Genomic DNA, 24,671 nt, shown 5'->3' with positions numbered 1-24,671 from the left:
AGTGGGTAGGGTCGCAGGACCCGTGGCGAGTGCGCGGCGCACGAGGAGGCGGACGAGCTGTTGTACGACGAGGGTGGCACGGGTGTGCCGATTCTGTTGCTGCACGGGCTGATGGGCAGCGCCCGGACCTGGCGGGCGCACGTGCCGTGGCTGCGGGAGTTCGGGCACGTGTACACCGTCGACGCGGCGGGGCACGGGCGGCCCGCCCCGGCGGAGCTGCGCACCGAGGCGTTCGTCGCCGATCTCGCGGCCGCGACCGCGGCCATCGCCGAACCCATGATCGTCATCGGGCACTCCATGGGCGGGCTGCACGGCTGGATGTTCGCGGCCGAATTCCCGCGGCGGGTGCGCGCGCTCGTGGTCGAGGACATGGCCCCCGACTTCCGCGGCCGCACCGCGTCGGACTGGGCGGCCATGATTTCGGCTTGGCCGCAACCGTTTCCGGACGCGGCGGCCGTGCGCGAATTCTTCGGCCCGGTGGCGGGGGAGTACTTCCTGAACTCCTTCGTCGCGGGTCCGGACGGGTATCGCCTGCACGGCTCGGTGGAGACCTTCCGTGCCATCTCCGAGGAATGGGGGACGCGCGAGTTCTGGTCGCAGTGGCGTGCCGTCCGCGCCCCGGCCCTGCTCGTGGAGGCCGAGCACACCATCACCCCGCCCGGCCAGATGCGCGAGATGGCGGCGACGCATCCGCACGCCCGCTACATCCGCATCGCCGGGGCGGGCCATCTCGCGCACGACGACCGGCCCGAGGTCTACCGCGCGCAGGTGGCCGAATTCCTGCGCGACAGCATTTGATGGCAGCCGCCTTCAGTCTTCGCCCGGCCGGGCCGTATGCTCGCAGCACACCCGGCGAACGACGCGCCGGGACCGCTGGAAAAGGGTGAACCGATGATCGACTTCTCGCTGCCCGCCGAGCTCGAGGCCGAACGCGACCGGATTCGCGGATTCGTCGTCGACAAGATCGTGCCCTACGAGCGCGATCCGCGACTGACCTCGCACGGCCCGAACGACGAGCTGCGACAGGAACTGGTCGAGCTCGCCCGCGCCGAGAAACTGCTGACCATCCAGGCCCCGCTCGAACTCGGCGGCCGCGGCTTGACCCACGTCGAGCAGGCCGTGCTCTACGAGGCCGCGGGCTGGTCCACCCTCGGCCCGGTCGCCATGAACTGCGCCGCGCCCGACGAGGGCAATATGTTCCTGCTGTCGAAGATCGCGAATCCCGAACAGGTCGACCGCTACCTGATGCCGGTGATCACCGGCCACCAGCGGTCCGTCTTCGCCATGACCGAACCCGCCGGGGCCGGTTCGGATCCCGATCAGCTGGCCACCACCGCCACCTTCGACGGCGAGAACTTCACCGTCAACGGCCGCAAGTGGCTGATCACCGGGGCCGACGGCGCCAAGACGTGGATCATCATGGCCCGCCTCGCCGCCAACCCGCATCTGCCCGAGGGTCCGACGCTGTTCCTCACCGGCGGCGACACCCCCGGCATCGTCATCGAACGCACCATGAACACCATGGACCGCAACTACGTCGGCGGCCACGGCGTGGTCCGGTTCGACAACCTGGTGCTGCCCAAGGAATCCCTGCTCGGCGAGACCGGCCAGGCCCTGCGCTACGCCCAATTGCGCCTGGCCCCCGCCCGGCTCACCCATTGCATGCGCTGGCTCGGGGCCGCCGAACGCGCCCAGAGCATCGCCGTCGAGCACGCCAAGACCCGCACCGCCTTCGGCAAGGCCATCGGCGAACACGAGGGCGTGTCGTTCATGTTGGCGGACAACGAGATCGCCCTGCACCAGTGCCGCCTCACCATCTGGCACGCCTGCTGGCTCATGGACCAGGGCCACAAGGCCCGCCACGAGAGCTCGATGGCCAAATCCTTCGTCTCCGAGGAACTGTTCAAGGTCGCCGACCGCTGCGTCCAGGTCCTCGGCGGCATCGGCATCAGCGACGAGACCGTCGTGGAGATGATCTTCCGCGACATGCGCGCCTTCCGCCTCTACGACGGCCCCACAGAAGTCCACAAGTGGGCCATCGGCCGCAAGGTGCTGCGGTAATTTCGGCCGCTCCTTCGTCGCGGCGGGTTCGCGTTCGCGCTCCCTCCGCATCGCGGTTGCGGGACCGTGCCCGCCTGTGATCTGCTCGTTCGCGTACCAGGGCACGACCCGCGCACAGAGCTAGGATTTCGTCGCATGAGTTCGGAACTGCACGTCGATGTATCCGCCGGAGTCGCCGTGCTCACGTTGCATCGTCCCGCGCAACAGAACGCGTTCACCCCGACGATGGCGGCCGAACTGGGGGCGGCGCTGCGGCGGTGCGATACCGAGGACGCCGTGCGGGCGGTGGTCGTCACGGGTACGCCGCCCGCCTTCTGCGCGGGCGCGGACCTGTCCAGCCGTGTCGGCGACGTCACCGCCACCATCGACCCCGCGCCCTGGCGCATCCGCAAACCCGTGATCGCGGCGGTCAACGGGCACGCGGTCGGGCTCGGCCTGGCGCTCGCGCTGCAATGCGATCTGCGCTACCTGGCCCGCGACGCCATCTACGGACTCAACCAGGTGCGGCGCGGCGTCCTCGCCGACGGCTACGCGCACTGGCTGCTGCCCCGCCTGGCGGGTATGGCCAACGCCGCCGACATCCTGCTCACCGGCCGCACCTTCGACGGCGACGAGGCCAAGGAGCTCGGCCTGGCCAATGCCAGCCTGGACGTGGCCGAGGTGCTGCCCACCGCGCTGTCGGTCGCGCACGACATCGCGGCCGGCTCGGCCCCGCTGTCGGCCGCGCTGTCCAAGCGCCTGCTGTGGGAGGGCTTGGGCATGGGCCCCGACGCCGTCGCCGCGCTCGAGACCGAACTCACCACCTACGTCGCCAACAGCGTCGACGCGGGGGAGGGCCTGGCCGCCGTGCGAGATCGCCGCGCCCCCAACTGGACCGGACGCGTGAGCGCCGACTGGCCCGCCTGGAAGGTCCCCGCCGACCCGCCGCGCCCCGGCCTGGACTGAACCGCGGTCAGTGGCCGCCGATCAGCACCAGCAGGAAGATGATCGCCTCGATCACCATCAGAATGGTGCCGATGATCCCGAGGATGTAACCCACCAGCACCTGCGCCCGGCCGCCGAACACCTGCCCGCCGGTCTGCTCGGGATGCTCGAGGGAGAACTCGATCTGATCGAGCGCGCGCTTGCCCATCGCCCACGCCACGGGACCCAGAGCGCCGCAACAGAATACGCTCAGCGCGCCGAGCAGCAGCACCGTGGTCGCGTGCGGATGCTCGACGGGCGAACCGATCGGCTCGTCGGGAAAATACTGGGGCGGGTAGCTGGCCACCAACCAAGTTTAGGGGGCTCGGTACCCCGAAAGCTCGCGGACGCGCGCGGTTTCCGGCTCAGCCCCGCCGCCGCCGCGCGATGTCGGCGAGCACCACACCCGCCGCGACCGAGGCGTTCAGCGATTCCACCTCGCCCGCCATCGGAATGCTCAGCACGCTGTCGCAGGTCTCGCGCACCAGCCGGGACAGGCCCTTGCCCTCCGATCCGACCACCACGACCGTCGGTGTGCTGCCGTCGAAGTCGTCGAGCGAGGTGTCCCCGCCCGCGTCCAGCCCGACCACCTGCAATCCGGCCTTGGCCCAATCCTTCAGCGTCCGAGTCAGATTCGTGGCCCGCGCGACCGGCAGCCGGGCCGCCGCGCCCGCGCTGGTCCGCCACGCCACCGCGGTGACGCTGGCGCTGCGGCGCTGCGGAATGACCACGCCGTGCCCGCCGAACGCCGCCACCGAGCGGATCACCGCGCCCAGATTGCGCGGATCGGAGATGTTGTCCAGCGCCACCAGCAGCGGCGGCGTCCCCGAGGCGCGCGCGGCCTCGAGCAGATCGTCCGGATGCGCGTACCGGTAGGGCGGCACCTGCAATGCCAGACCCTGATGTAAACCGTTGGCGCTCATGCGATCCAGATCCGTGCGCGGCACCTCGAGGATCGAGATCCCGGTGTCGGCGGCGCGCTGCACGGCCTCGGTGAGCCGGTCGTCGTTCTCGGTGCCGTTGGCGACGTACAGCGCGGTCGCCGGAACCCCGGCGCGCAGGCACTCCACCACCGGATTGCGGCCCAGCACCAGTTCGGGACCGTCGTCGCCCTTACGCGTGCTCGGGCGGCCCGCCGGGCGCTTGGACTGCTGGGTGGCCTTCTTCGCCGCCGCGGCGGCGCGTTTGGCCGCCGGATGGTACTTGCGCATCTCCGCGGGCGGGGTCGCGCCGCGCGGCTCCAGCCCGCGCCGCCGCTGCCCGCCCGAGCCGACGGTCTGCCCTTTCTTGGTGCCCGACTTGCGAATCGCGCCGCGGCGCTGCGAATTGCCTGCCATCAGTTGGCCTTTCCGCTGAGGCTCCACTCGGGGCCGTCCGGGGTGTCGGTCACCTCGACACCGGCCGCGGTCAGCCGGTTCCGGACCGCGTCGGCGGTGGCCCAGTCCTTGGCGGCCCGGGCCTGCTGACGCTGCTCCAGTTCGGCGCGGACCAGCACGTCGAGGGCGTCGAGGGCCGCCGAGGAATCCTCCGGGGCGGCCCAGTGCGGATCCAGCGGATCCACACCGAGGACACCGAGCATCGCGCGCACCTGCCCGGCCAGTTCCCGCGCGGTGTCGTGATCGCCCGACTCCAGCGCCTTGTTGCCCTCGTGCACCGCCCGGTGAATCTCGGCCAGCGCCTTGGGAATTCCGAGATTGTCGTCGAGCGCCTCGGCGAAATCGTCGGTCCACTTGCCGACCGGGACCTCGCCCACCCGCTCGACCGTGCGCCGGACGAACGCCTCCAGCCGCTGATAGGTCTGGGCCGCGTCGCGCAGCGCTTGGTCGGAGTACTCCAGCATCGAGCTGTAGTGCGCGCTGCCCAGATAGAACCGGAGTTCCACGGCGCGAACGTTTTCCAGCACATTCGGCACCGACAGCGTGTTGCCGAGCGACTTCGCCATCTTCTCCCCGCCCAGGGTCACCCAGCCGTTGTGCAGCCAGTACCGGGCGAAACCGTCTCCGGCGGCGCGGGATTGGGCGATCTCGTTCTCGTGGTGCGGGAACACCAGATCCATACCGCCGCAATGGATGTCGAATTCGGGGCCGAGATAGAACTCCGCCATGGCCGAGCACTCCAGATGCCAGCCGGGGCGCCCGGGACCCCACGGCGAGGGCCAGGTCGGCTCGCCGGGTTTGGCGGCCTTCCAGAGCGTGAAGTCGCGCGGATCCTTCTTGCCCTCCCCGGCGCTCTCGCCCTGGTGCACGTCGTCGAGCTTGTGCCCGGACAGGCTGCCGTAGTCCGGGTAGCTGCGGACGTCGAAATAGACGTTGCCGCTGGAGGCGTAGGCGTGGCCGCGATCGATGAGTCGCTGCATGAGGTCGACCATCTGGGTGATGTGCCCGGTGGCCCGCGGCTCGACCGACGGCGGCAGCACGCCCAGCGCTTGGTAGGCGCGGTCGAAGGCGCGCTCGTGCGTGGCGGCCCACTCCCACCAGGGACGACCGGCGGCGGCGGCCTTGTTCAGGATCTTGTCGTCGATATCGGTGACATTGCGGACGAAGGCCACGTCGAATCCGTTGGCGGACAACCACCGTCGCAACACGTCGAAGGCGACGCCGCTGCGCACGTGTCCGATATGGGGTTCGCCCTGCACGGTGGCCCCGCACAGATACACGGACGCGCGGCCGGGGACCAGCGGCGTGAAATCACGCAGGGTCCGCGTCTCGGTGTCGAACAGGCGCAGAGTCACGACCAGCCATCCTAGCTGTTGAGAATTTGCAGATTACGGGTGGTACAAGGGGGGAGCACGGGCACGCGCTCCGATGCCGGAGAGGCGCAGGGGTCAGTGCGAACCCGGACAGGAGGGGCTACAACACTGGAGTAAGGCGGTGGCGATCGCCGCGATCCCCTCCCCGCGACCGGTCAACCCCAATCCGTCGGTCGTGGTGCCCGACACCGAGACCGGCGCGTCCAGTAATTCTCCCAGCACCCGCTGAGCCTCGCCACGGCGCGGGCTGATTTTTGGACGATTCCCGATAACCTGGACGGCGGCGTTGACAACCGTGAACCCGGCCTCGTCGAGCAGGCGGCGCACTTCCTTCAGCATGGCCGCGCCGGAGACGCCCGCCCATTCCGGGCGTCCGGTCCCGAAGACCGCGCCCACATCGCCGAGCCCGGCGGCCGAGAGCAGCGCGTCGCAGAGCGCGTGCGCGGCCACATCGCCGTCGGAGTGACCCGCGCACCCGCTGTCGCCCTCGAACAGCAGCCCGGCCAGCCAGCAGGGACGGCCGGGTTCGATGGGATGCACATCACTTCCGATGCCGACGCGCATCGCCGCGAGTTCGGACATCACGACACCGCGTCCGGTACGGGCCGATCGGCGAGCAGGGCGTTGGCCAGCCGCAGATCGAGCGGGGTGGTGATCTTGAAAGCCATTGTGTCCCCGGGGATCACGCGCACGCGCGCGCCGAGGCGTTCGACCAGTCCCGCGTCGTCGGTGGCGGGAACATCGAGCGCGTACGCCTCGCGCAGCAGCTGTGCCTCGAAACCCTGCGGGGTCTGGATCGCGCGCAGCCCCGCGCGGTCCGGGGTGCCGGTGACGGTCTGCCGCGAATCCACCGACTTGATGGTGTCGGCCACGGGCACGCCCGGCACGACGGCCGGATGCCCGGCGCGCAGTTCGGCCACCACCCGCGCGATCAGCGACGGCGGCGTGAGGGCGCGGGCCGCGTCGTGCACGAGGACATGGGTGGCCTCCGGCGCGGCCGCGAGTCCGGCGCGCACGGAGTCGATGCGTTCGGCGCCGCCGGCCACCACATCCGCCGGGAATCCGGCGGGCAAGGCGGATTCGGCGTGTCGGACGAGTTCGGCGGGCGCGATGATCACGATGCGGTCCACGACCCCGGACGCGATCAGACCGTCGACGGCGAGCGTGAGCATAGGGCTGTCGCCGATCGGGACGAACGCCTTGGGCATCGCTTCACCCAGGCGCACGCCCCGACCGGCGGCAGGCACCAATGCCACGACACGACTTGCGTCGTGTGCGGCGTTCACGGTCAGGAGGCCGCGGCGAGAACCTCGTCGAGCAGGGTCTCGGCCTTGACGTCGTCGGTTCCCTCGGCGAGGGCCAGCTCCCCGACGAGGATCTGGCGCGCCTTCGCCAGCATCCGCTTCTCACCGGCGGACAGGCCGCGGTCCTGCTCCCGGCGCCACAGATCGCGGACGACCTCGGCCACCTTGTTCACATCGCCGGAGGCGAGCTTCTCCAGGTTGGCCTTGTACCGGCGGGACCAGTTGGTCGGTTCCTCCGTGTGCGGTGCGCGTAGCACCTGGAAAACTCGGTCGAGACCTTCCTGGCCCACGACGTCGCGGACGCCGACGTACTCCGCGTTCTCGGCGGGAACGCGTACGGTGAGATCGCCCTGGGCGACCTTGAGGACCAGATACTCCTTCTGCACGCCCTTGATGGTGCGAGTCTCGATAGCTTCGATCAGCGCCGCTCCGTGGTGGGGGTAAACGACGGTGTCTCCGACCTTAAAAATCATGTGTCCCGTGCCCCTTTCGATGTTCACAGTTTAACATGCGACTCGGTAACGGCGCGATCAACGACGCAGGTCAGGGCCACAACGAGGCGGCGGCGGGGGTTGACAGAACGCCATTGGTGTGCATCCCGTTGTGCCAGAAGGATTTACGGATCGGCCCGCATTCCGCTCGTCGAATGGTACCGACCGCCCATTGTTGAGCTTACAAGTCCCCCTACCCGACACGAGGCGTCGCGGGGCGACTACTACGCTGCCTACTACTACTCTGCATCGTGGAGTGAGCCGGTCGACATGGAGGACAAGCCGTGACTGCCCAGAAAGCCACCACAGCGTCGAAGGCGCGCCGCCACGCCGTGACCGTCGCCGCCTTCGCCGCGGGCGCGATGCTCGCGCTGTCGGGGTGCGGTGCCGGTCAGATCTCGCAGACCGCGGACCAGGTCGCCGCGGTCAACGGCAACAGCGCGAACATCGGCAAGGTGGCGCTGCGCGACGTGCGCCTGCTGCTGCCGCAGTCGGAGGAGTACACCAACGCCAAGGGCGGCAAGGCCGTGCTGGCCTTCAGCGCCGTGAACGCCGATCCGGCCCATGGCGACGAGCTCACCAGCATCACCTCCGATCTGGGCACGGTGAAGATCACCCCGGCCAACCCGCAGTTGCAGTCCGGCCAGACCGTCGTCGCCGCCTCGCCGAAGGCGGTCCACGCGGCCGCGCCGACCACCTCCGCCGCCGCCAGCACCACGGCCGCGCCGACGAGCACCGGCGCCTCGGCCACCGCGAGCGCGGCGCCCGCGCACGGCGTGGGCGAGGGTTCGCCCGATCAGCCCGCCGACCCGGCCGCGCATCCGCTGCTCATCGAGATCACCGGCCTGACCAAGGACGTCTCGCCGGGCCTGACCTACCAGGTCACCTTCAACTTCAAGAACGCGGGCACGGTCAAGGTGGACGTCCCCGTCGACGCGGGTCCGGACCTCGAGCGTAAGGCGGGCGAGAAGGCCGCCGAGGGCTCGGGTCACTGAGTCGGAGCCCCGGCGCGCGGAATCGCCTCGCGCCGTTGCCCGCTCGTGTCGGACCCGATCTCTAGGCTGCGCACGTGGCCAAGGTGAAATCGCAGTACCGATGTTCCGCGTGCGGGCACGAGGTCGCCAAGTGGGTGGGCCGGTGTCCCGGCTGCGGTGAGTGGGGTTCGGTCGACGAGGCCGCCCCCGTCGTGTCGTCCACGGGCGGCTCGGCCGCGCGCCGGGCGTTGCTGCCGTCCACCGCGGCCGCGCCCATCTCCACGATCGACTCGCAGATCACCCGCGCCCGCTCCACGGGGGTGAGCGAACTGGACCGGGTGCTCGGCGGCGGCATCGTCCCCGGTTCGGTGGTGCTGCTGTCCGGCGAGCCCGGGGTGGGCAAGTCGACGCTGCTGCTCGAGGTCGCGCATCGCTGGGCGCGGCAACGCGACGAGCGGTCGCTGTACGTCACCGCGGAGGAGTCGGCCGGACAGGTCCGGCTGCGCGCGGACCGCACCGACGCGGTGCACGAAAGGGTCTATCTCGCAGCCGAATCCGATCTGTCGACCATTCTCGGGCACGTCGACCAGGTGCGGCCGACGCTGCTGGTGGTGGACTCGGTGCAGACCATGCTGGCCGCCGATGTGGACGGCGTGATCGGCGGCGTGACGCAGGTGCGCGCGGTCACCGCGGCGCTGACGTCGCTGGCCAAGGCGAGCGGTATCGCCGTGCTGCTCGTCGGGCACGTCACCAAGGACGGCAATCTCGCCGGGCCGCGCACGCTGGAACATCTCGTGGACGTGGTGTTGCAGTTCGAGGGCGACAAGCATTCCACATTGCGCATGATCCGCGGCATCAAGAACCGCTTCGGAAGTGCCGACGAGGTGGGCTGTTTCGAGATGCACGACGACGGCATCGTCTGCGTCGAGGACCCGTCCGGCCTGTTCCTGCATCACCGCGCCGACGCCGTCCCCGGCACCGCCATCACCGTCGCCATGGACGGCAAGCGCCCGCTCGTCGGGGAGGTCCAGGGCCTCACGGTGGAAACCCAGGCGGCCATGCCCCGCCGCGCGGTCAGCGGTCTGGACTACAACCGCGTCTCCATGGTGCTGGCCGTCCTCCAGAGCCGGTGCGGCCTCTACCTCGGCAAATTCGAGGTCTACGCCGCCACCGTCGGCGGTATGCGCCTCACCGAACCCGCCGCCGACCTCGCCGTGGCCCTGGCCATCGCCAGCGCCGAGCGTGGCAAACCCCTGCGCGCGGGCACCGTCATCCTCGGCGAGGTCGGCCTCGCGGGCGAGGTCCGCCGCGTCGCGGGCGCCACCCGCCGCCTCGCCGAGGGCGAACGCCTCGGCTTCACCGAGGCCCTGGTCCCGCCCGGCGTCGACACCTCCGGCCTCGGCCTGAAGATCCACGAGGTCACCGACGTCCGCACCGCCCTCACCGTCACCGGCCTGGCCAAACGCAACCGCCCCCGACTGGAGGCCGTCGAATGAGACCGGGCCGCTGGGTCACCAACCTCCTGGGCCGCCCCCTGGCCGCCGCGGGCCTGTCCCTCCCGCCCGCGGCGAATGCCCACTCCGGCAACGACTCTCACGCCGACCTCCCACCGGGCCCACACGGCCACCTACCCCTCGCATCGCCCGGTGGCCCCCCGGGCCGCGACCCTCTGGGCACTCGCAACGATCCGCCCGTCGGCGTTCGCCCCGACGCTTCCTCCGGTTCCCTCCGTGACCTCTCCCTCGGTTCCCCTCGTGACTTTTCCCTCGGTTCCCCCCGGGACCACTCTCTCGGTTCCCCCGGGGGCCTCTCCCTCGGTTCCCGCCGCGACAGCGGCGCGGACGCTCTCGTCCGGGCGGTCGTGGCCCGGCTCGTGCCGGGGACCGGGCTGCGGGACGGGATCGATCGGATTCTGCGGGCTCGGACCGGGGCGCTGATCGTGCTCGGGTACGACGAGAGCGTGGAGCGGATCTGCGACGGGGGATTCGATCTGGATACGGAGTTCTCGCCGACGCGGCTGCGGGAGTTGTCGAAAATGGATGGGGCCGTGGTGCTTTCGGCGGACGGGACGCGGATCCGGCGGGCCAACGTCCACCTGGTTCCCGATCCGCTACTGCCGACGACGGAGACGGGCACCAGGCACAAGGCGGCCGAGCGGACCGCCGCGCAGATCGGCTACCCGGTGGTCTCGGTGAGCCGGTCCACCAACCTCATCACCGTCTACGCCCACGGCGCCCGGCACCTGATCCAGCCCTCGGAAACCATTCTGGCGCGGGCGAATCAGGCCATGGCGACCCTCGATCGGTATCGGACCCGGCTGGACGAGACGCTCCGGCGCCTCTCGGCCGCCGAGCTGTCCGACACGGCGACCCTCCGCGATGTGCTGAGCGCCCTGCACTGCCTCGAACTGGTCCGCCGGGTGACCCACGAGATCGAATCCGACGTGCTCGAACTCGGTACCGACGGCCGTCAACTGGCCCTGCAACTCACCGAGGTGGTCGGCGACACCGATCGCGTCCGCCGCCTGATCGTCCGCGATCACGCGCGCCCGACCGCCGACGAGACCGTCGCCGACCGTGCCCTGGACGCCCTCGACCAACTCCACGAACTCGACCTGCTGGACCTGCCGAATCTGGCCCCGCCCCTGGGCTTTCCCGCGAGGCTCGAGGCCCTGGACACCACGACCGCACCCCGCGGCTACCGCCTCCTCGCGCAGCTCCCGCAACTCTCCGGCGAAGCCACCGAAACCCTGGTGGCCGCCTTCGGCACCCTCACCGACCTCCGCGCCGCCGACCTCCCCGACCTCACCGCCCTCCCCGGTATCGACGACGGGCTGGCCCGCCGAATCCGCGCGGCGCTCACGCGATATTGAACGGCTCCGGCACACTCCGCACCGAACCGAACTGCGCCACAACGGCATACGCCCCCGCCCCGACCGGCACCCGTTCCCCGGCGCAGTTCGGCTGCGAGGTCGTCCCCGACCAGGTGAGCGTGAACTCCGCCTGCTGCCCCCCGTTCAAGGTCCGCACATCTCCCGGACCACCCTGATCGCAATCGGTGTTCGCCCACAGCCGGCGCTGCCCGTCGAGCGAGGTCACCGAGACCTGCTGCAAACCCGAACCCATGTCCCGGGTGCAGGCGGCGGTGGAGATGTTCGTGATCACGATGCGGAACACCGGCTGCTCGCCCGACTTGTAATTGGGTTGTCCCACCGCCACCTTCACCGCGAGCGACTGATCCGGACACTGCGACGGCGACCCGCTGGCCGCGGCGTTCGTGGTCGCGGCCGCGCTCGGCGAACTCTCCGCACCCGCGGCGGGCGCGGCGGAACCGGGGGAGGCCGAGGTCGAACTCGGCGCCGCCGCGGAGCTCGGCTTGTCGTCGCCCCCACCCAGCAGAAAGACCGCCAGCCAGATCAGCAGCGCGAGCACGACCACCAGCGCCGCGATCGCGAGCAGGCGGCGCCGCCAGTAGACCTCGGGCGGTAACGGTCCAGTCGGTTCCAGCACAGCGACAACGGTAAGCGCACGATCCGGCCGGTCCGGCTCACGCGCACGGCGTGTCGGCCCCGGTCAGGCCACTTCGCCGATGTTGCCGACCGCGCGATGCAGCTGCACCTTGCCGTCGGTGAGTTTGTATGTCACACAGGCGATCGCGCACTCACCCGTCGCCACCCGCTGCGAAATGATCATCGAACGCTGCATGAGCAGGCGCGCGGTCTCCATCACGTGCCGCGCCTCGAGCTCGTCGACCTCGGTCAAGCCCTCGCGACGGCCCACCAGGATGGACGGGGTGACCCGCTCCACCACGCTGCGGATGAAGCCGCCCGGCACATCGCCGCCGTCGAGCGCGTCGATGGTCGCGCGCACGGCCCCGCAGCTGTCGTGGCCGAGCACGACGATCAACGGCACGTTCAGGATCTCGACGCCGTATTCGATCGAGCCGAGCACCGACGAGTCGATGACATGTCCCGCGGTGCGCACCACGAACATGTCGCCGAGGCCCTGATCGAAGATGATCTCGGCGGCGACGCGAGAGTCGCCGCACCCGAACAGGATTGCCGAGGGCTGCTGACCGGCCACGAGTTTGGCCCGGTCGGCGGCACCCTGGCTAGGATGCTGCAGCGTGCCGCTCACGAACCGCTCGTTGCCCTCGCGGAGGGCCTTCCAGGCACTGATCGGGTTGGTATGAGGCATGTGTCCCATTTTCCATACTGGGCCGGTTACCGGCGAGTCCGCCAAGTTACGTCCCGGCAAACCGGTGTCGGCCGGGTACGGGAAGTGTACGGAATGAGTGGTGCGGCGGCGGGCAGCGTGAGGGCGAACTGCGAGAGGACGGCGAACGCGTGAGCATCGACTCCGACGCCTTGATCGACTGGTACGACGAGACCGCCCGCGACCTCCCGTGGCGGCGGCCCGGGGTGACGGCCTGGCAGATCCTGATGAGCGAGATCATGCTCCAGCAGACCCCCGTCGTGCGGGTCGAGCCCATCTGGCGCGAGTGGGTCGCCCGCTGGCCCGTCCCGTCCGCCATGGCCGCCTCGTCCCAGGGCGAGGTCCTGCGCGCCTGGGGCAGATTGGGTTATCCCCGCCGCGCCCTGCGCCTGCACGAATGCGCCCGGGTCCTCGCCGACGAACACGGCGACGAGGTCCCCGCCGACGTGGACGTCCTCCTCGGCCTGCCCGGCATCGGCGCCTACACCGCCCGCGCCGTGGCCTGTTTCGCGTACGGACAGCGAGTTCCCGTGGTGGACACCAACGTTCGCCGGGTAGTGGCCCGAGCCGTCCACGGCCGCGCCGACGCGGCCAACCCCGCCGCCCGAGACCTCGCCGAAACCGAGGCCCTCCTCCCCAAAGACGTCCCCCGAGCCGCCAAATTCTCCGCCGCCCTCATGGAACTCGGCGCCCTGATCTGCACCGCCAGAACCCCCACCTGCACCAATTGCCCCCTCCCACACTGCACCTGGAAATCCGCGGGCCACCCCCCATCCACCACCCCCCGCCGCACCCAGAAATACACCGGCACCGACCGCCAGGCCCGAGGCCGCCTCCTCGACGTCCTCCGCAACACCCCCACCCCCGTCCCCCGCTCCACCCTCGACCTAGCCTGGCCCCAAAACCCCACCCAACGCACCCGAGCCCTCGACTCCCTCCTCACCGACGGCCTCATAGAACAAACCCCCGAAGGCCTCTTCGCCCTAGCAGGCGAAGCCACCCCCTAACCGCAGCCCACGAACCCAGCCGCACCCCTTATTCGGATCCGCACCCCTTCCAGAGCCCTGAAACGGGTGCGGATCCGAATAAAGGGTGCGGCTGGGTTGGCGTACCTGGGGGTCAAACGGGTATGGGGGAGCGGCGGTTTCGGGTTCTCGTGCCTATGAGGCGGCAGATCACGTAGATGGCGAAGGAGATGGCGGTGATGAAGGTGGAGACGGGGACGCCGGGGGCCAGGGAGAGGAGGATGCCGCCTACCGCGGAGATTTCGGCGAAGGCTATGGCCAGCACCGTGGTGCGGAGGGGGCTGGCGGTCAGTTGGGCGGCGGCCGCGGCGGGGGTGATGAGGAGGGACAGGACCAGGAGGGCGCCGACGATCTGGACGCCGAAGGCGGCGGTGATGCCGAGCAGGACGGCGAAGACCACCGAGAGGGCGCGGACCGGAACACCGCGGGCCACGGCCACTTCCGGATCGGTGCTCGCGAACAGCAGCGGGCGGTAGATCACCGCCAGCACCACCAGGACGCCGACGGTGCACGCCAGCAACAGCCCCAGCCCGCCGTCGCCCACGCTCACGACCTGCCCCGTCAGCAGCGAGAACTTCGACCCCGCCCGGCTCGGACCCAGCCACAGGAACAGCACCGACAACCCCAACCCGAACGACAGCACCACCGCGATCGCCGAATCCCGTTGCCGCGCACGGGCTCCCAGCACGCCGAACAACACCGCCGCCACCACCGAACCCGCGATGGCCCCGACCCCGACTCCGATCCCCGCCAGCAACGCCGCCGCGGCCCCGGTCAGCGACAGCTCGCTCGTCCCGTGCACCGCGAACGACATCTGCCGGCTCACGATCAGCGGCCCGATCGCCCCGGCGAGCAATCCGAGCAGCGCGGCGGCCAGGATCGCCTGCCGCACGAAGTCGTAGGACAGCAGATTCGCCGTCACCTGGAGATCGACCATCCGCGTGAAGACCTCGGACAACTTCTCGATCACGCCGCGCCCTCCTCGGCCCCGACGACGACCAGCCGCCCCCGCACCCGCACGACGTCGACCTGGGTCCGGTACAGCTCCGAGAGCACCTCGGAGGTCATCACCTCGTCCGGCGTGCCGATCCGGAACTTCCCGTCCACCAGATACAGCACCCGATCCACCAGCGGCAGTACCGGATTGATCTCGTGCGTCACGAACAGCACCGCCGTCCCGTGGTCGCGCCGCCGCCGGTCGACCAGCTGCGACACCAGCCGCTGATTCGCCAGATCCAGGCTCAGCAGCGGTTCGTCGCACAGCAGCACCTTCGGATCCCCCGCCAGCGCCTGCGCCACCCGCAGCCGCTGCTGCTCCCCGCCCGACAACGCGTCCAACGGCGCGCGCGCGAAATCCTGCGCCCCGACCTGAGCGATGGCCGCGGCGACCCGCGCCCGCCGCTCCTTGCGCCCCCGCCAGCCCAGCCCCCACCGATGTCCGTCCACCCCGAGCCCGACCAGATCGATCCCGCGCAACTGCACCCCGGCGTCCATCGTCTTCTGCTGCGGGATGTACCCCACCCGCGGATTCCCCAGTCGCGCAGGCGAACCCGCGATCTCCACACTCCCGGCGCTCAGCGCGATCTGCCCCAACAGCATCCGCAACAGCGACGTCTTGCCGGACCCGTTGGGCCCCAACACCGCGACGAACTCCCCGGCCGCCACATCCAGATCCAGCCCGTCCCACAGCGTCCGCTCCCCGAACGCGAGCCGCGCCCCCCGCAGCCGCACCGCGGGCTCGGCGAGCTCACCCGCGCACGCGGCATCGAACGGACAATCGGTTTCGGCGAGTGCGGGAGTGGCGCCCGGAGTGCCTGTCACACCGTTCGCAACACGTTCGCCGAGGTCTGCCTTCCCGGACATCACCACTCCCGTCGTCAGCCCAGCGCCTTGGCCAGCGCCTGGGCGTTCCCGATCTGCCATTGCAGGTAGTCGCTGCCCGCGGGCAGGGTCTCGGTGACCTCGACGACGGGGACACCGGCGGCCGTGGCGGCCGTGGCGACGTCGCGGGTGGTCTTGTCCTCGGTCTGCTTGTTGTAGACCAGCGCGCGAACCTGCTTGCCGTTCAACAGGTCCCGGACCGTGGCGACGTCGGCGGGCGCGGGATCGGTGCCCTGCTCGACGGCCTCGGCGAAGGCGTGCGGGGTGCGGTCGTCGGTCCCGGCGGCCAGCAGCAGATAGTGCGCGATCGGTTCGGTCTGCAGCACAGGCGATTTCGGGTGCTCGGCGGCGATCTTGGCGGTGATCGCGGAGATCTCCTTCAGCCGGGCGCGAAAGGCGTTGGCGCGGTCGGTGTACGCCTGCGCATGCGGGGCGTCGATCTTGCCGAGTTCGGACGCGATCCGCGTCGCCACCGCGTCGACGGTGTCCACGTCGTACCAGATGTGCTCGTTGTCATCGGATTTCGCCGCACCCGCGCGCAGCTCGAAGGCGTCGATGGTCGGCTTGTCGCGGCCCTCGGCGGCCTTCTCCGCGAACTCGTCGTAGTGCCCGCCGTTGAAGATCACCAGCCCCGCCTCGCGGATCTTGGCCGCGTCCGACGGACTGGTCTGGTACTCGTGCGGATCCTGGGTGGGCTGATCGATGATCGACTCGACCGTCATATCCGGCCCGGCGACCGCGGCGGCGATGCTGCCCCACGCGCTGGTGGACGCGACGACGGTGTGCTTACCGGTGTCCTCGGAGCTGCTCGAGCAGGCGGTCAGGGCTGCCGCTGCCGCGACCCCCAATACGACGGCGAATGATCGGACGACGAGACTTCTGTTCACGCGGGGGTACTCCTGCACAGCACTTAACGGAAACGATTTCCATTTGAATGTAGCGTACGTGTCCATAGCCGGTGACATCGATCTGTCCGATTCCCGTGTGGTCCTCGACACGACGAAGGCCCGTGACCGTGGTCACGGGCCCTCGACGCGGATTCGCTACTGAACCAGTGCGGGCACCGGCTGGCTGAGCAGCTGGGCGCAACGCAGCAGACCGAGATGGCTGTACGCCTGCGGATGATTGCCCAGCGAGCGCTCGGCCACCGGGTCGTACTCCTCGCTGAGCAGTCCGGTCGGCCCGGCGACGTCGACCAGCTGCGCGAACAGCGCCTCGGCGTCGGACCGCTTGCCGATCAGCAGATACGCCTCGACCAGCCAGGCCGCGCAGAGATGGAAGCCGCCCTCGCCGCCGGGCAGGCCGTCGTCGTGGTGGTACCGGTACACGGTCGACCCGCTGCGCAGTTCGGCCTCGGTGGCCACCACGGTCGCCGCGAACCGGGGATCCGACGGATCGATCAGCCCGCTCAGCCCGATGTGCAGCGTCGCCGCGTCCAGATCGGTGCCGTCGTAGGCCGCGGTGAAGGACTGCACCTCCTCGTTCCAGCCCTTGGCCTTGACCTCCTCGGCGATGGTCTCGCGCAGCTCGACCCACTCCGGATCGGCGAACCGGTTGAACCGCTGCGCGAGTTGCAGCGCGCGGTCGACGGTCAGCCAGCCCATCACCTTGGAGTACACGTGGTGGCGCGGGTTGCCGCGGATCTCCCAGATGCCGTGGTCGGGTTCGCGCCAGCGCCGCTTCACCGCGGAAACCATGGCGTGCACCAACTCCCAGTCCCGATCCGGCAGCGCCTTGGCGGGATCGTGGATGCCCTTGCGCTCGCGGGCCGCCGCCAACTCGGCGATCAGGTCCACGATCGGACCGAACACGTCCAGCTGCACCTGCATGTTCGCGGCGTTGCCGACGCGCACCGGGCGCGACCCCGCGTATCCGGGCAGCGAGTCGATGACGGCCTCGGGCGGCAGGGTCTCGCCGTAGAGCGTGTAGAGCGGATGCAACCGCTCCGGCCCGGCCAGGGTCTCCAGCACCCGGTGCACCCAGTCCAGGTACTCCTCGGCCTCGTGCAGCGAGCCCAGCCGCACCAGAGCGTGCGCGGTGAGCGCGGCGTCGCGCAGCCAGCAGTACCGGTAGTCCCAGTTGCGCACGCCGCCGATGTCCTCGGGCAGCGAGGTGGTGGCCGCGGCCATGATCGAACCGGACGGCTGATGCACCAGCCCGCGCAGCGTCAGCGCCGACCGCTTCATCAGATCCGGCTTGAGCGGCGGCAGCTCCAGCTCCTCCGACCAGTCCCGCCAGTACCGTTCGGCCTCGGACCGCCGCTCCGCCTCGCTGACCATGGCCGGAGCCAGATCCGAGGTGCCGCAACGCATTTCGAGCACGATCGGCCCGCGCGAGGGATCGACCACGGCGCGCGCGGTCTGGTGGATGCCCTCCTCGATGATCTCCCACGCGACGCCGGGAGAGCGCAGCACGATCGGATCGTTGGTGCCGTGCACGCGCAGGCCCGCGGGTTCGCGATCGATGCTCACCGGCACCTGACCGAACTCCGGCCGCGGCGCGAAGGTGACCACCGCGCGCGCGACGCCGGTGATGACCCGGGTCAGATCGGTGCGCTCGGGCGCCACGTCGTGCGGCAGGTAGTCGAGCACTTGCAAACTGGACCAACGGGTTTCGACGGTCATGGTGCCGTCCACGTACCGCTGCGACAGCGGCAGCCCGGGACGTTCCGGCGCGATGGTGAAGTGTCCGGCATCCGGCCCGCCGAGCAGATGCGCGAACACCGCGGCCGAATCCGGCTCGGGGTGACAGAACCAGGTGACCGTACCGTCCGGTGTCACAAGACCTTTCGAGCGCGGACTGGCCAGCATGGTCAGCCGCTCGATGCGCGGGGCCGAGGCGCCCGCCAGCCAGGTGCGCCGCTCCTCGAGCAGGAACGCCAGCGCCCGGGCCACCTCCTCGGTGCTGGCCACCCGGTACTTGGCCAGGCTCTCGCCGTCGCCGACCTTGATGCCGACATCGGGACCCGACAGCCGCGCGAACGCCTTCTCGTCGGTCACGTCGTCGCCGAAGAAGACCGCCGCCGAGGCGCCCTCCTGATGCCGGATGATGTCGAGCGCGTCGCCCTTGTCGGTCTGGATGACCGCGAGTTCGATGACGGCCTTGCCCTCGGTGACCTGCACGCCGACCCAGCTCGCAGGGCCCTGCCGGGCCTGGTGCAGGGCGCGTCGGCCGACCTCGGGCGCGGCGTTGCGGACGTGCAGCGCGACGCTGGCCGGTTTGGTCTCGACCGCGGCGCCGGGATTGTCCTCGGCGATGCGGTTCAGGGAGTTCTGCACTTCCTGCAGTAGGTGTTTGGCGTCGTTGTCGATGGCGTGCACGAAGCCGACGTCGAATTCCGAACCGTGACTACCGATCAGCTGGACCTCGACCGGAAGCCGGGACAGCGCCGCGAGATCGCGCAGCGCCCGGCCGGAGATGACGGCCGCCGTGGTGGCGGTGAGGCCGGCGAGCGCGCGTAACGCGCTCACCGATTCCCGATGGGGATAGGCCTTCGCCGGGTCGGACACTATGGGCGCGATCGTCCCGTCGTAGTCCGATGCGACAAGTAGCCGCGGCATGCGGGCTACCGCGGACAAGGCACGGCGAAGTTCCTGTGGCAAATCCTGTGCGCTCACGCATCCAACCTAGTGATCGGAGGAGAAATGGCAGGGCGCGAGAAACTCTACTGGGTGAGGTTTGCTCGCATGTACGCGCAGTGATACGAGACGTTTACAGACGCCTCGCCGTACGCGTCCCCCATTTTGCGGGATCCTGCCGTACGTTGACTGGTTTGCCACGCGGAAGGGTAGGCAAACTTCTCAGGATTTGTCGCCCAGCAGCAGGTCGACGGTCAGTTCCAGCCGCTCTGTGACGTCGGTCGCCGAGGCCCGCCGGGTGAGCCACGCCACCAGGTTCGACAACCACACGTCGCTGATGACCCGCGCGATGGCAAGATCCCGATCGGTCGGTTCGCCGTCCTCGATGGCCCGCGCGAAGAACCGGTCCATGACCCGGCCGACCCGGTCGACCTCGGCGGCGGCCGAGGCGTCGGCGAACATGAACGCGCGCGTCATCGCCTCGGTCAGCAGCGGGTCGCGCTGCATGGCCCGGGTGACCTGGGTGAGCAGCAGATGCATGCGTTCGCGCGGCGATTGCCCGGGCAGCGGTTTGCGCTTGCTCTCGAACTGTTCGAACTCGCGCGCGAGCGCGGAGACGAGCAGATGCACCTTGGACGGGAAGTAGCGGTACAGCGTGCCCACGGCGACGTCGGCGCGCTCGGCGACCGCGCGCATCTGCACGGCGTCGTAACCGCCCTTGGACGCCAGCGCGAGGGTGGCGTCGAGGATCCGCTTGCGCCGCTCCCGCTGCGCGGCCGAGCTCAGCTCGTCCTCGCTGAGCGTGCTGACCGGTGCGGTGCGCGCGCGGTTTCCGTTCGGCGCACCCGAGTCCGCCGGCTCTCGGGAGGGACTGGCCATCGATGAAAGTCCTTTCCTGCAAACGTCGTAGCGCGGCTGGGGTGCGTGGCCGCTCGCGGTGGAATCGTCTCTTGACTTCCGCCCGGATGGAATATTAGAACATGTTCTAGGTGTGGGAGTCACGCCGGAAAGGCGGTATGCGGTGTGAGCATCGCCACCACTGACGAGCATAAAGCGGTTCAGGAGTCGATGCGCGGATGGGCCGCGTCGATCCGGCCGATTGCAACACTGCGCCACGGCGGCCCCGAGCACTGGCGGGAGTACTGGCCGAGCCTGGTGGGGCTGGGCATCTTCCGCGTCGCCGTGCCCGAGGCGGGCGGGGACGCCGAGGGTTCGGTCGCCGACCTGGCCGTGCTCCTCGAACAGGCCGCGCACGATCTGGTCGGCGGGCCCGTCTCGGCGACCGCGCTCGCCGGTCTGGTGACGAACGGTGCACTCGCCGAGGACGTGCCGTGCGGCATCTCGCTGGGCGATCCGATCGCGGTGTCCGCCAAGGGGTCCGGTGCGTTCGAGTTGAGCGGGACCTTCGAGACCGTGCTGGGCGCGGCCGCGGGCACCGCGGTGCTGCTCCGGGTGGACTCCGGTCGCTGGGCCCTGCTCCCCGCCGGGACCGACGGCCTCACCGTCGAACCCCATCCGCCCCTGGACACGTCCACCCCCCTGGCCCGGGTCACCTGCGCGGCCGTCCGGATCACCCCCGGGCAACTGTTCGAAACCGATTACGACGCAACCGATCTCATCGCCGCCCTGGTGGCCGCCGAACTGGCGGGGATCGCGGGCTGGTGCCTGGAGACCGCGACCGAGTACGCGAAGGTGCGCGAGCAGTTCGGCCGCCGGATCGGGGAGTTCCAGGCCGTCAAGCACATCTGCGCGTGGATGTTGTGCCGCACCGAGCTGATTCGCGCGGTCGCCGCCGACGCCGCGGCCGCGGTGGACGCGCGCACCGACGAACTGCCGCTGGCCGCCGCCATCGCCCTGGCCGTCGCGCTCGACGCGGCCGTGGAGACCGCCAAGGACTGCATCCAGGTGCTCGGCGGCATCGGCTTCACCTGGGAGCACGACGCCCATCTGTATCTGCGCCGGGCGGTCGCTCTGCGCCAGCTGCTCGGCGGTTCGGCGCGCTGGCGGGCCCGGGTGACCGAACTCGTGCGGGCGGGCATGCGCCGCACCGTCGGACTGGAACCGGTCCTGGACGAGGGCGTCGGCGAATCCGCTTGGGACGCGGTCGGACTCGACCCGGCCGGGGCCGCCGAACTCGCCGCGGATCTCGCCCGGATCGCCGCGCTGCCGATCGACCGGCGCCGCGACGCCCTCGTGGACACCGGGCTGCTCGCCCCGCACTGGCCGCCGCCGTACGGGCGGGGCGCGGGTCCGATCCTGCGCTCGCTCATCGACGAACAGGTGCGCCGCGCGGGAATCACCGTGCCGGACATCCAGATCGGCAACTGGGCGGTGCCCACCCTGTTGCAGTACGGCACGCCCGAGCAGATCGAACGCTTCGTGGAGCCGACGCTGCGCGGGTCGGTGGTGTGGTGCCAGCTGTTCAGCGAGCCGGACGCGGGTTCGGATCTCGCGGCGCTGCGCACGACGGCCACCCGGACCGAGGGCGGCTGGCGGCTGCGCGGTCAGAAGGTGTGGACCTCGCTGGCCAATGTCGCGAACTGGGCGATCTGTTTGGCCCGCACCGACGCCGCCGCGCCGAAACATCGTGGCATCAGCTATTTCCTGGTCGACATGAGCAGTCCGGGGATCGAGGTGCGGCCGCTGGTGCAGATCACCGGCGAGGCGCGTTTCTCGGAGGTCTTCCTCGACGATGTGTTCGTCCCCGACGACGGTCTGGTCGGCGAATTGGGCGCGGGCTGGAAAATCGCGCGCTCCACTTTGTCGAACGAACGAGTCGCCATGGGCGGAAGCGGAATCGGCGACGAACTCGAGCGATTGATCGAAACGGCTCCGACCGCCGGACCGGGCGCGGAATTGATCGCGGACCGGCTCGGCGGATTGGTCGCCGACGCGGTCGCGGGGCTGCTCGTGGAAACCCGAGCGGCCCAGCGCATGCTGGCCGGGGTGGACCCCGGACCGCAGAGCAGCGTACGCAAACTGGTCGGCGTCCGGCACCGGCAGGCGGTCGCCGAATTCGCCGTGGAACTCGCTGGTGTGGTGGGCGCGCGGGAATCGGATGTGGTGAAAGAATTCTTGCTGACGCGCTGCTTGTCGATCGCAGGGGGCACCGAGCAGATCCTTTTGACCGTGGCCGGTGAACGGATTCTCGGGCTCCCGCGCGAAACGCACGGCTGAATCCACACCTCAACGGGGAGATTGAATGGATTTCGATTACGACGAGAGCCAGGACGCGGTCGCCGAGGTTGTCGTGAATCTGCTGGAACGCGACAGCGCCCGGGATATGGCGCTGTGGCCCGCGTTGGTGGACAGCGGTCTGCTGATCGTGGCGCTGCCCGAGCGATTCGGCGGCGACGGCCTGGGACTGCTCGAGGTGAGCGTGCTGCTCACCGAACTGGCCACCGACGCCGCGCAACTGCCCGCGCTCGCCACGCTGGGCCTCGGTGTGCTGCCGCTGCTGCGCACCGCGCCGGACACGCTGGCGGAGCGGATCTTTCCGGCCGTCGCCGAGGGCGCGGTGCTCACGGCGGCCCTGAACGAGCCCGGCGCGCCCTTCGCGCCCAAGCCCGCGACGACCGCGGTGACCGAGGGCGATCGGGTGCGGTTGCGCGGCCACAAGGTCGCCGTGCCCTATGCCGCGCAGGCGAAATGGCTGCTGGTGCCGACCGATTCGGGGATCGCGGTGGTCGAGGCGGACACGCCGGGCATGACCCTGACGCCATCGCCCGCCTCGACCGGAATGCCGGAATTCTCCGTGCGTTTCGAGGACGCCCGCATCCCGGCCGACCATCTGCTGCCGAGCGCGGGTCTCGCCGATCTGCACCGCTCGGCGGTGGCGTGTCTGGGCGCGGTGGCCGACGGTCTGCTCAAGGGCGCGCTCACCCTGACCGCCGAACACGTCCGGACCCGGCACCAGTTCGGCAGACCGCTGGCCGAATTCCAGGCGGTGGCCCAGCAGATCGCCGATCTGTACGTCACCTCGCGGACCCTGCACGTCGCGGCGGCGTCGGCGAATTGGGCGCTGGCGCAAGCGGATCCGAGCCCGGAGTTGCGGGCCCGCGTGGACGACGATCTGGACGTGCTGGCCTACACCGTCGCCGCCGACCTGCCCGCGGCCCTGCAGAAGTGTCATCACCTGCACGGCGGCATCGGCGTCGACGTGACCCATCCCCTGCATCGCTACTACTCACAGGCCAAGGACATCGCCCGCTGGCTCGGCGGCGCGTCGTTCCGGCTGGACCGTTTGGGAGCCCGATGTTCATCGACCTGACCCCGGAGCAGCGCCGGCTGCGCGACGAATTGCGTTCGTACTTCGCCGATCTCGTCACTCCCGAGGAGGAGGCCGAGATGGCGGTCAACCGGCACGGCGACGCCTATCGCGCGGTGGTGCGGCGGATGGGCGGCGACGGATGGCTCGGCGTGGGCTGGCCCAAGGAGTACGGCGGGCACGGCTTCGGACCGGTCGAACAGCAGATCTTCTACAACGAGGCGGTTCGCGCCGATGTGCCGCTGCCGCTGGTGACGCTGATGACCGTCGGGCCGACGCTGCAAGAGTTCGGCACCGAGGAGCAGAAGCGGAAGTTCCTGCCCGCCATCCTGTCCGGCGACGTGCACTTCGCCATCGGCTACTCCGAACCGGAGGCCGGAACCGATCTCGCGGCGCTGCGCACCAGCGCGGTCCGCGACGCGAACGGCGATTGGATCGTCAACGGCCAGAAGGTGTTCACCACCGGCGCCCACGAGGCCGACTACGTGTGGCTGGCCTGCCGCACCGGCACGGTCGAATCCCGCCACCGCGGCATCACGATCCTCATCGTGGACACCAGGGATCCGGGCTACTCGTGGACGCCCATCATCACCTGCGACGGCGCCCACCACACCAACGCCACCTACTTCGACAATGTGCGCGTGCCCGCGAACATGCTCGTCGGCGAGGAGAACCGGGGCTGGAAGCTGATCACCACCCAGCTCAACCACGAGCGGGTCAGCCTGGGCCCGTCCGGCAAGATCGAGCAGCTCTACGACCGGGTCCGGGACTGGGCGCAGCGGCGCGGCGTGCTCGGCGAGAGCGATGTGCGCCGCTCGCTGGGCCGCATGCACGCCATGGTCCGGCAGAACGAGTTGCTGAACTGGCAGGTCGCCGCGAGCGCCGACCACGCCGCCGACGATCCCATGGGCGTGATCGCCGACGCCTCGGCCACCAAGGTCTATTCGACCGAGGCGTTGCAGGAGGCGGGCCGCCTCGCCGAGGAGATCGTGGGCCGCCACGGCGACTACGCCGACCCGGCCACGGCCGAGCTGCTCGGCTGGTTGGACCGGCGCACCAAACAGAACCTGGTGGTGACCTTCGGCGGCGGCGTCAACGAGGTCATGCGCGAGCTGATCGCCACCGCGGGCCTGCGACTGCCCCGCGTACCGAGATAGGAGTGTC

23 protein-coding genes are annotated in these 24,671 nt (G+C 70.1%); 10 read left to right on the top strand and 13 right to left on the bottom strand.

Annotated elements, in window-relative coordinates; genetic code table 11:
* Window positions 1-57 precede the first annotated feature (57 nt).
* The 3 genes from ACWDSJ_RS27190 (at window position 58) to ACWDSJ_RS27180 (ending at window position 3,006) form a co-directional block, all read left to right on the top strand.
* Window positions 58-798 (top strand): alpha/beta fold hydrolase, encoded by a 741-nt coding sequence (locus tag ACWDSJ_RS27190; RefSeq protein ID WP_450035292.1) that lies wholly within the window; start codon window positions 58-60, stop codon window positions 796-798.
* A 93-nt stretch (window positions 799-891) separates the two neighbouring features.
* The gene (locus ACWDSJ_RS27185; RefSeq protein WP_450035194.1) at window positions 892-2,061 is read left to right on the top strand and encodes an acyl-CoA dehydrogenase family protein; all 1,170 of its coding nucleotides are present in this window, start codon (window positions 892-894) and stop codon (window positions 2,059-2,061) included.
* A gap of 135 nt (window positions 2,062-2,196) precedes the next feature.
* Window positions 2,197-3,006, top strand: a complete 810-nt coding sequence (locus ACWDSJ_RS27180) for an enoyl-CoA hydratase/isomerase family protein (RefSeq protein ID WP_450035192.1) — start codon at window positions 2,197-2,199, stop codon at window positions 3,004-3,006.
* 7 nt (window positions 3,007-3,013) lie between these two features.
* On the opposite strand, the gene ACWDSJ_RS27175 is transcribed toward ACWDSJ_RS27180, so the two are convergent.
* The 6 genes from ACWDSJ_RS27175 to carD form a co-directional block, all read right to left on the bottom strand.
* Complete coding sequence (locus tag ACWDSJ_RS27175; protein ID WP_387368240.1) at window positions 3,014-3,331, bottom strand: DUF4190 domain-containing protein; 318 nt, start codon at window positions 3,329-3,331, stop codon at window positions 3,014-3,016.
* Between the two features lie 58 nt (window positions 3,332-3,389).
* Window positions 3,390-4,361 carry a 23S rRNA (guanosine(2251)-2'-O)-methyltransferase RlmB gene (gene rlmB, locus ACWDSJ_RS27170; protein WP_450035189.1) on the bottom strand — a complete coding sequence of 324 codons (972 nt, stop codon included), beginning with the start codon at window positions 4,359-4,361 and terminating at the stop codon, window positions 3,390-3,392.
* Window positions 4,361-5,755 (bottom strand): cysteine--tRNA ligase, encoded by a 1,395-nt coding sequence (gene cysS / locus ACWDSJ_RS27165; RefSeq protein ID WP_450035188.1) that lies wholly within the window; start codon window positions 5,753-5,755, stop codon window positions 4,361-4,363. Before cysS ends, rlmB begins: the two co-directional genes overlap by 1 nt.
* A 93-nt stretch (window positions 5,756-5,848) precedes the next feature.
* Entirely contained in the window at window positions 5,849-6,337 is a 489-nt protein-coding gene (gene ispF, locus ACWDSJ_RS27160) for a 2-C-methyl-D-erythritol 2,4-cyclodiphosphate synthase (protein WP_450035291.1), read from the bottom strand.
* A 17-nt stretch (window positions 6,338-6,354) separates the two neighbouring features.
* On the bottom strand, window positions 6,355-7,059 hold the full coding sequence (gene ispD, locus ACWDSJ_RS27155) for a 2-C-methyl-D-erythritol 4-phosphate cytidylyltransferase (protein ID WP_450035186.1): 705 nt from the start codon (window positions 7,057-7,059) through the stop codon (window positions 6,355-6,357).
* Between the two features lie 2 nt (window positions 7,060-7,061).
* Window positions 7,062-7,550, bottom strand: a complete 489-nt coding sequence (carD, locus tag ACWDSJ_RS27150) for an RNA polymerase-binding transcription factor CarD (protein ID WP_019931623.1) — start codon at window positions 7,548-7,550, stop codon at window positions 7,062-7,064.
* Window positions 7,551-7,852: 302 nt separating this feature from the next.
* Between carD and ACWDSJ_RS27145 the strand changes: the two genes are divergently transcribed.
* The 3 genes from ACWDSJ_RS27145 to disA all read left to right on the top strand — a co-directional run bounded on the left by ACWDSJ_RS27145 (window position 7,853) and on the right by disA (window position 11,414).
* On the top strand, window positions 7,853-8,563 hold the full coding sequence (locus ACWDSJ_RS27145; RefSeq protein WP_450035184.1) for a hypothetical protein: 711 nt from the start codon (window positions 7,853-7,855) through the stop codon (window positions 8,561-8,563).
* Window positions 8,564-8,637: 74 nt separating this feature from the next.
* Window positions 8,638-10,038, top strand: coding sequence for a DNA repair protein RadA (radA, locus tag ACWDSJ_RS27140; RefSeq protein WP_450035182.1), 1,401 nt, complete (start codon window positions 8,638-8,640; stop codon window positions 10,036-10,038).
* Between the two features lie 365 nt (window positions 10,039-10,403).
* Window positions 10,404-11,414, top strand: coding sequence for a DNA integrity scanning diadenylate cyclase DisA (gene disA / locus ACWDSJ_RS27135; protein ID WP_450035180.1), 1,011 nt, complete (start codon window positions 10,404-10,406; stop codon window positions 11,412-11,414).
* Here the strand turns inward: disA and ACWDSJ_RS27130 are convergent.
* Complete coding sequence (locus ACWDSJ_RS27130) at window positions 11,401-12,051, bottom strand: hypothetical protein (protein WP_450035179.1); 651 nt, start codon at window positions 12,049-12,051, stop codon at window positions 11,401-11,403. The two genes, disA and ACWDSJ_RS27130, sit on opposite strands and share 14 nt — an antisense overlap.
* Window positions 12,052-12,114: 63 nt before the next feature.
* Window positions 12,115-12,738 carry a carbonic anhydrase gene (locus ACWDSJ_RS27125; protein ID WP_387368256.1) on the bottom strand — a complete coding sequence of 208 codons (624 nt, stop codon included), beginning with the start codon at window positions 12,736-12,738 and terminating at the stop codon, window positions 12,115-12,117.
* 149 nt (window positions 12,739-12,887) lie between these two features.
* On the opposite strand from ACWDSJ_RS27125, the gene ACWDSJ_RS27120 reads away from it, so the two are divergent.
* The gene (locus ACWDSJ_RS27120; protein ID WP_450035177.1) at window positions 12,888-13,763 is read left to right on the top strand and encodes an A/G-specific adenine glycosylase; all 876 of its coding nucleotides are present in this window, start codon (window positions 12,888-12,890) and stop codon (window positions 13,761-13,763) included.
* A gap of 112 nt (window positions 13,764-13,875) precedes the next feature.
* On the opposite strand, the gene ACWDSJ_RS27115 is transcribed toward ACWDSJ_RS27120, so the two are convergent.
* The 5 genes from ACWDSJ_RS27115 to kstR all read right to left on the bottom strand — a co-directional run bounded on the left by ACWDSJ_RS27115 (window position 13,876) and on the right by kstR (window position 20,119).
* A complete protein-coding gene (locus ACWDSJ_RS27115; protein ID WP_450035176.1) occupies window positions 13,876-14,751 on the bottom strand; it encodes a metal ABC transporter permease in 876 nt (291 codons plus the stop codon).
* The gene (locus tag ACWDSJ_RS27110; protein ID WP_450035289.1) at window positions 14,748-15,512 is read right to left on the bottom strand and encodes a metal ABC transporter ATP-binding protein; all 765 of its coding nucleotides are present in this window, start codon (window positions 15,510-15,512) and stop codon (window positions 14,748-14,750) included. The genes ACWDSJ_RS27115 and ACWDSJ_RS27110 overlap by 4 nt, the downstream gene beginning before the upstream one ends.
* Before the next feature lie 146 nt (window positions 15,513-15,658).
* Complete coding sequence (locus ACWDSJ_RS27105; RefSeq protein ID WP_450035175.1) at window positions 15,659-16,549, bottom strand: metal ABC transporter solute-binding protein, Zn/Mn family; 891 nt, start codon at window positions 16,547-16,549, stop codon at window positions 15,659-15,661.
* A 156-nt stretch (window positions 16,550-16,705) separates the two neighbouring features.
* Window positions 16,706-19,279, bottom strand: coding sequence for a trehalose-phosphatase (gene otsB / locus ACWDSJ_RS27100; protein WP_387368264.1), 2,574 nt, complete (start codon window positions 19,277-19,279; stop codon window positions 16,706-16,708).
* Between the two features lie 183 nt (window positions 19,280-19,462).
* Window positions 19,463-20,119, bottom strand: a complete 657-nt coding sequence (gene kstR, locus ACWDSJ_RS27095; protein ID WP_387368266.1) for a cholesterol catabolism transcriptional regulator KstR — start codon at window positions 20,117-20,119, stop codon at window positions 19,463-19,465.
* 144 nt (window positions 20,120-20,263) lie between these two features.
* Between kstR and ACWDSJ_RS27090 the strand changes: the two genes are divergently transcribed.
* From ACWDSJ_RS27090 to ACWDSJ_RS27080, 3 genes are read left to right on the top strand one after another with little or no spacing between them, the layout of a single operon-like run.
* The gene (locus ACWDSJ_RS27090; protein WP_450035174.1) at window positions 20,264-22,417 is read left to right on the top strand and encodes an acyl-CoA dehydrogenase family protein; all 2,154 of its coding nucleotides are present in this window, start codon (window positions 20,264-20,266) and stop codon (window positions 22,415-22,417) included.
* A 25-nt stretch (window positions 22,418-22,442) separates the two neighbouring features.
* Window positions 22,443-23,510 carry an acyl-CoA dehydrogenase family protein gene (locus tag ACWDSJ_RS27085; protein ID WP_450035173.1) on the top strand — a complete coding sequence of 356 codons (1,068 nt, stop codon included), beginning with the start codon at window positions 22,443-22,445 and terminating at the stop codon, window positions 23,508-23,510.
* Complete coding sequence (locus ACWDSJ_RS27080; protein WP_450035171.1) at window positions 23,495-24,664, top strand: acyl-CoA dehydrogenase family protein; 1,170 nt, start codon at window positions 23,495-23,497, stop codon at window positions 24,662-24,664. The genes ACWDSJ_RS27085 and ACWDSJ_RS27080 overlap by 16 nt, the downstream gene beginning before the upstream one ends.
* Window positions 24,665-24,671: the final 7 nt, after the last annotated feature.

The sequence above is a fragment of the Nocardia sp. NPDC003482 genome, assembly GCF_053588115.1.
The sequence above is the reverse complement of the archived record's forward strand: the minus strand, read 5'-3'. Positions and strand labels throughout refer to the sequence as shown.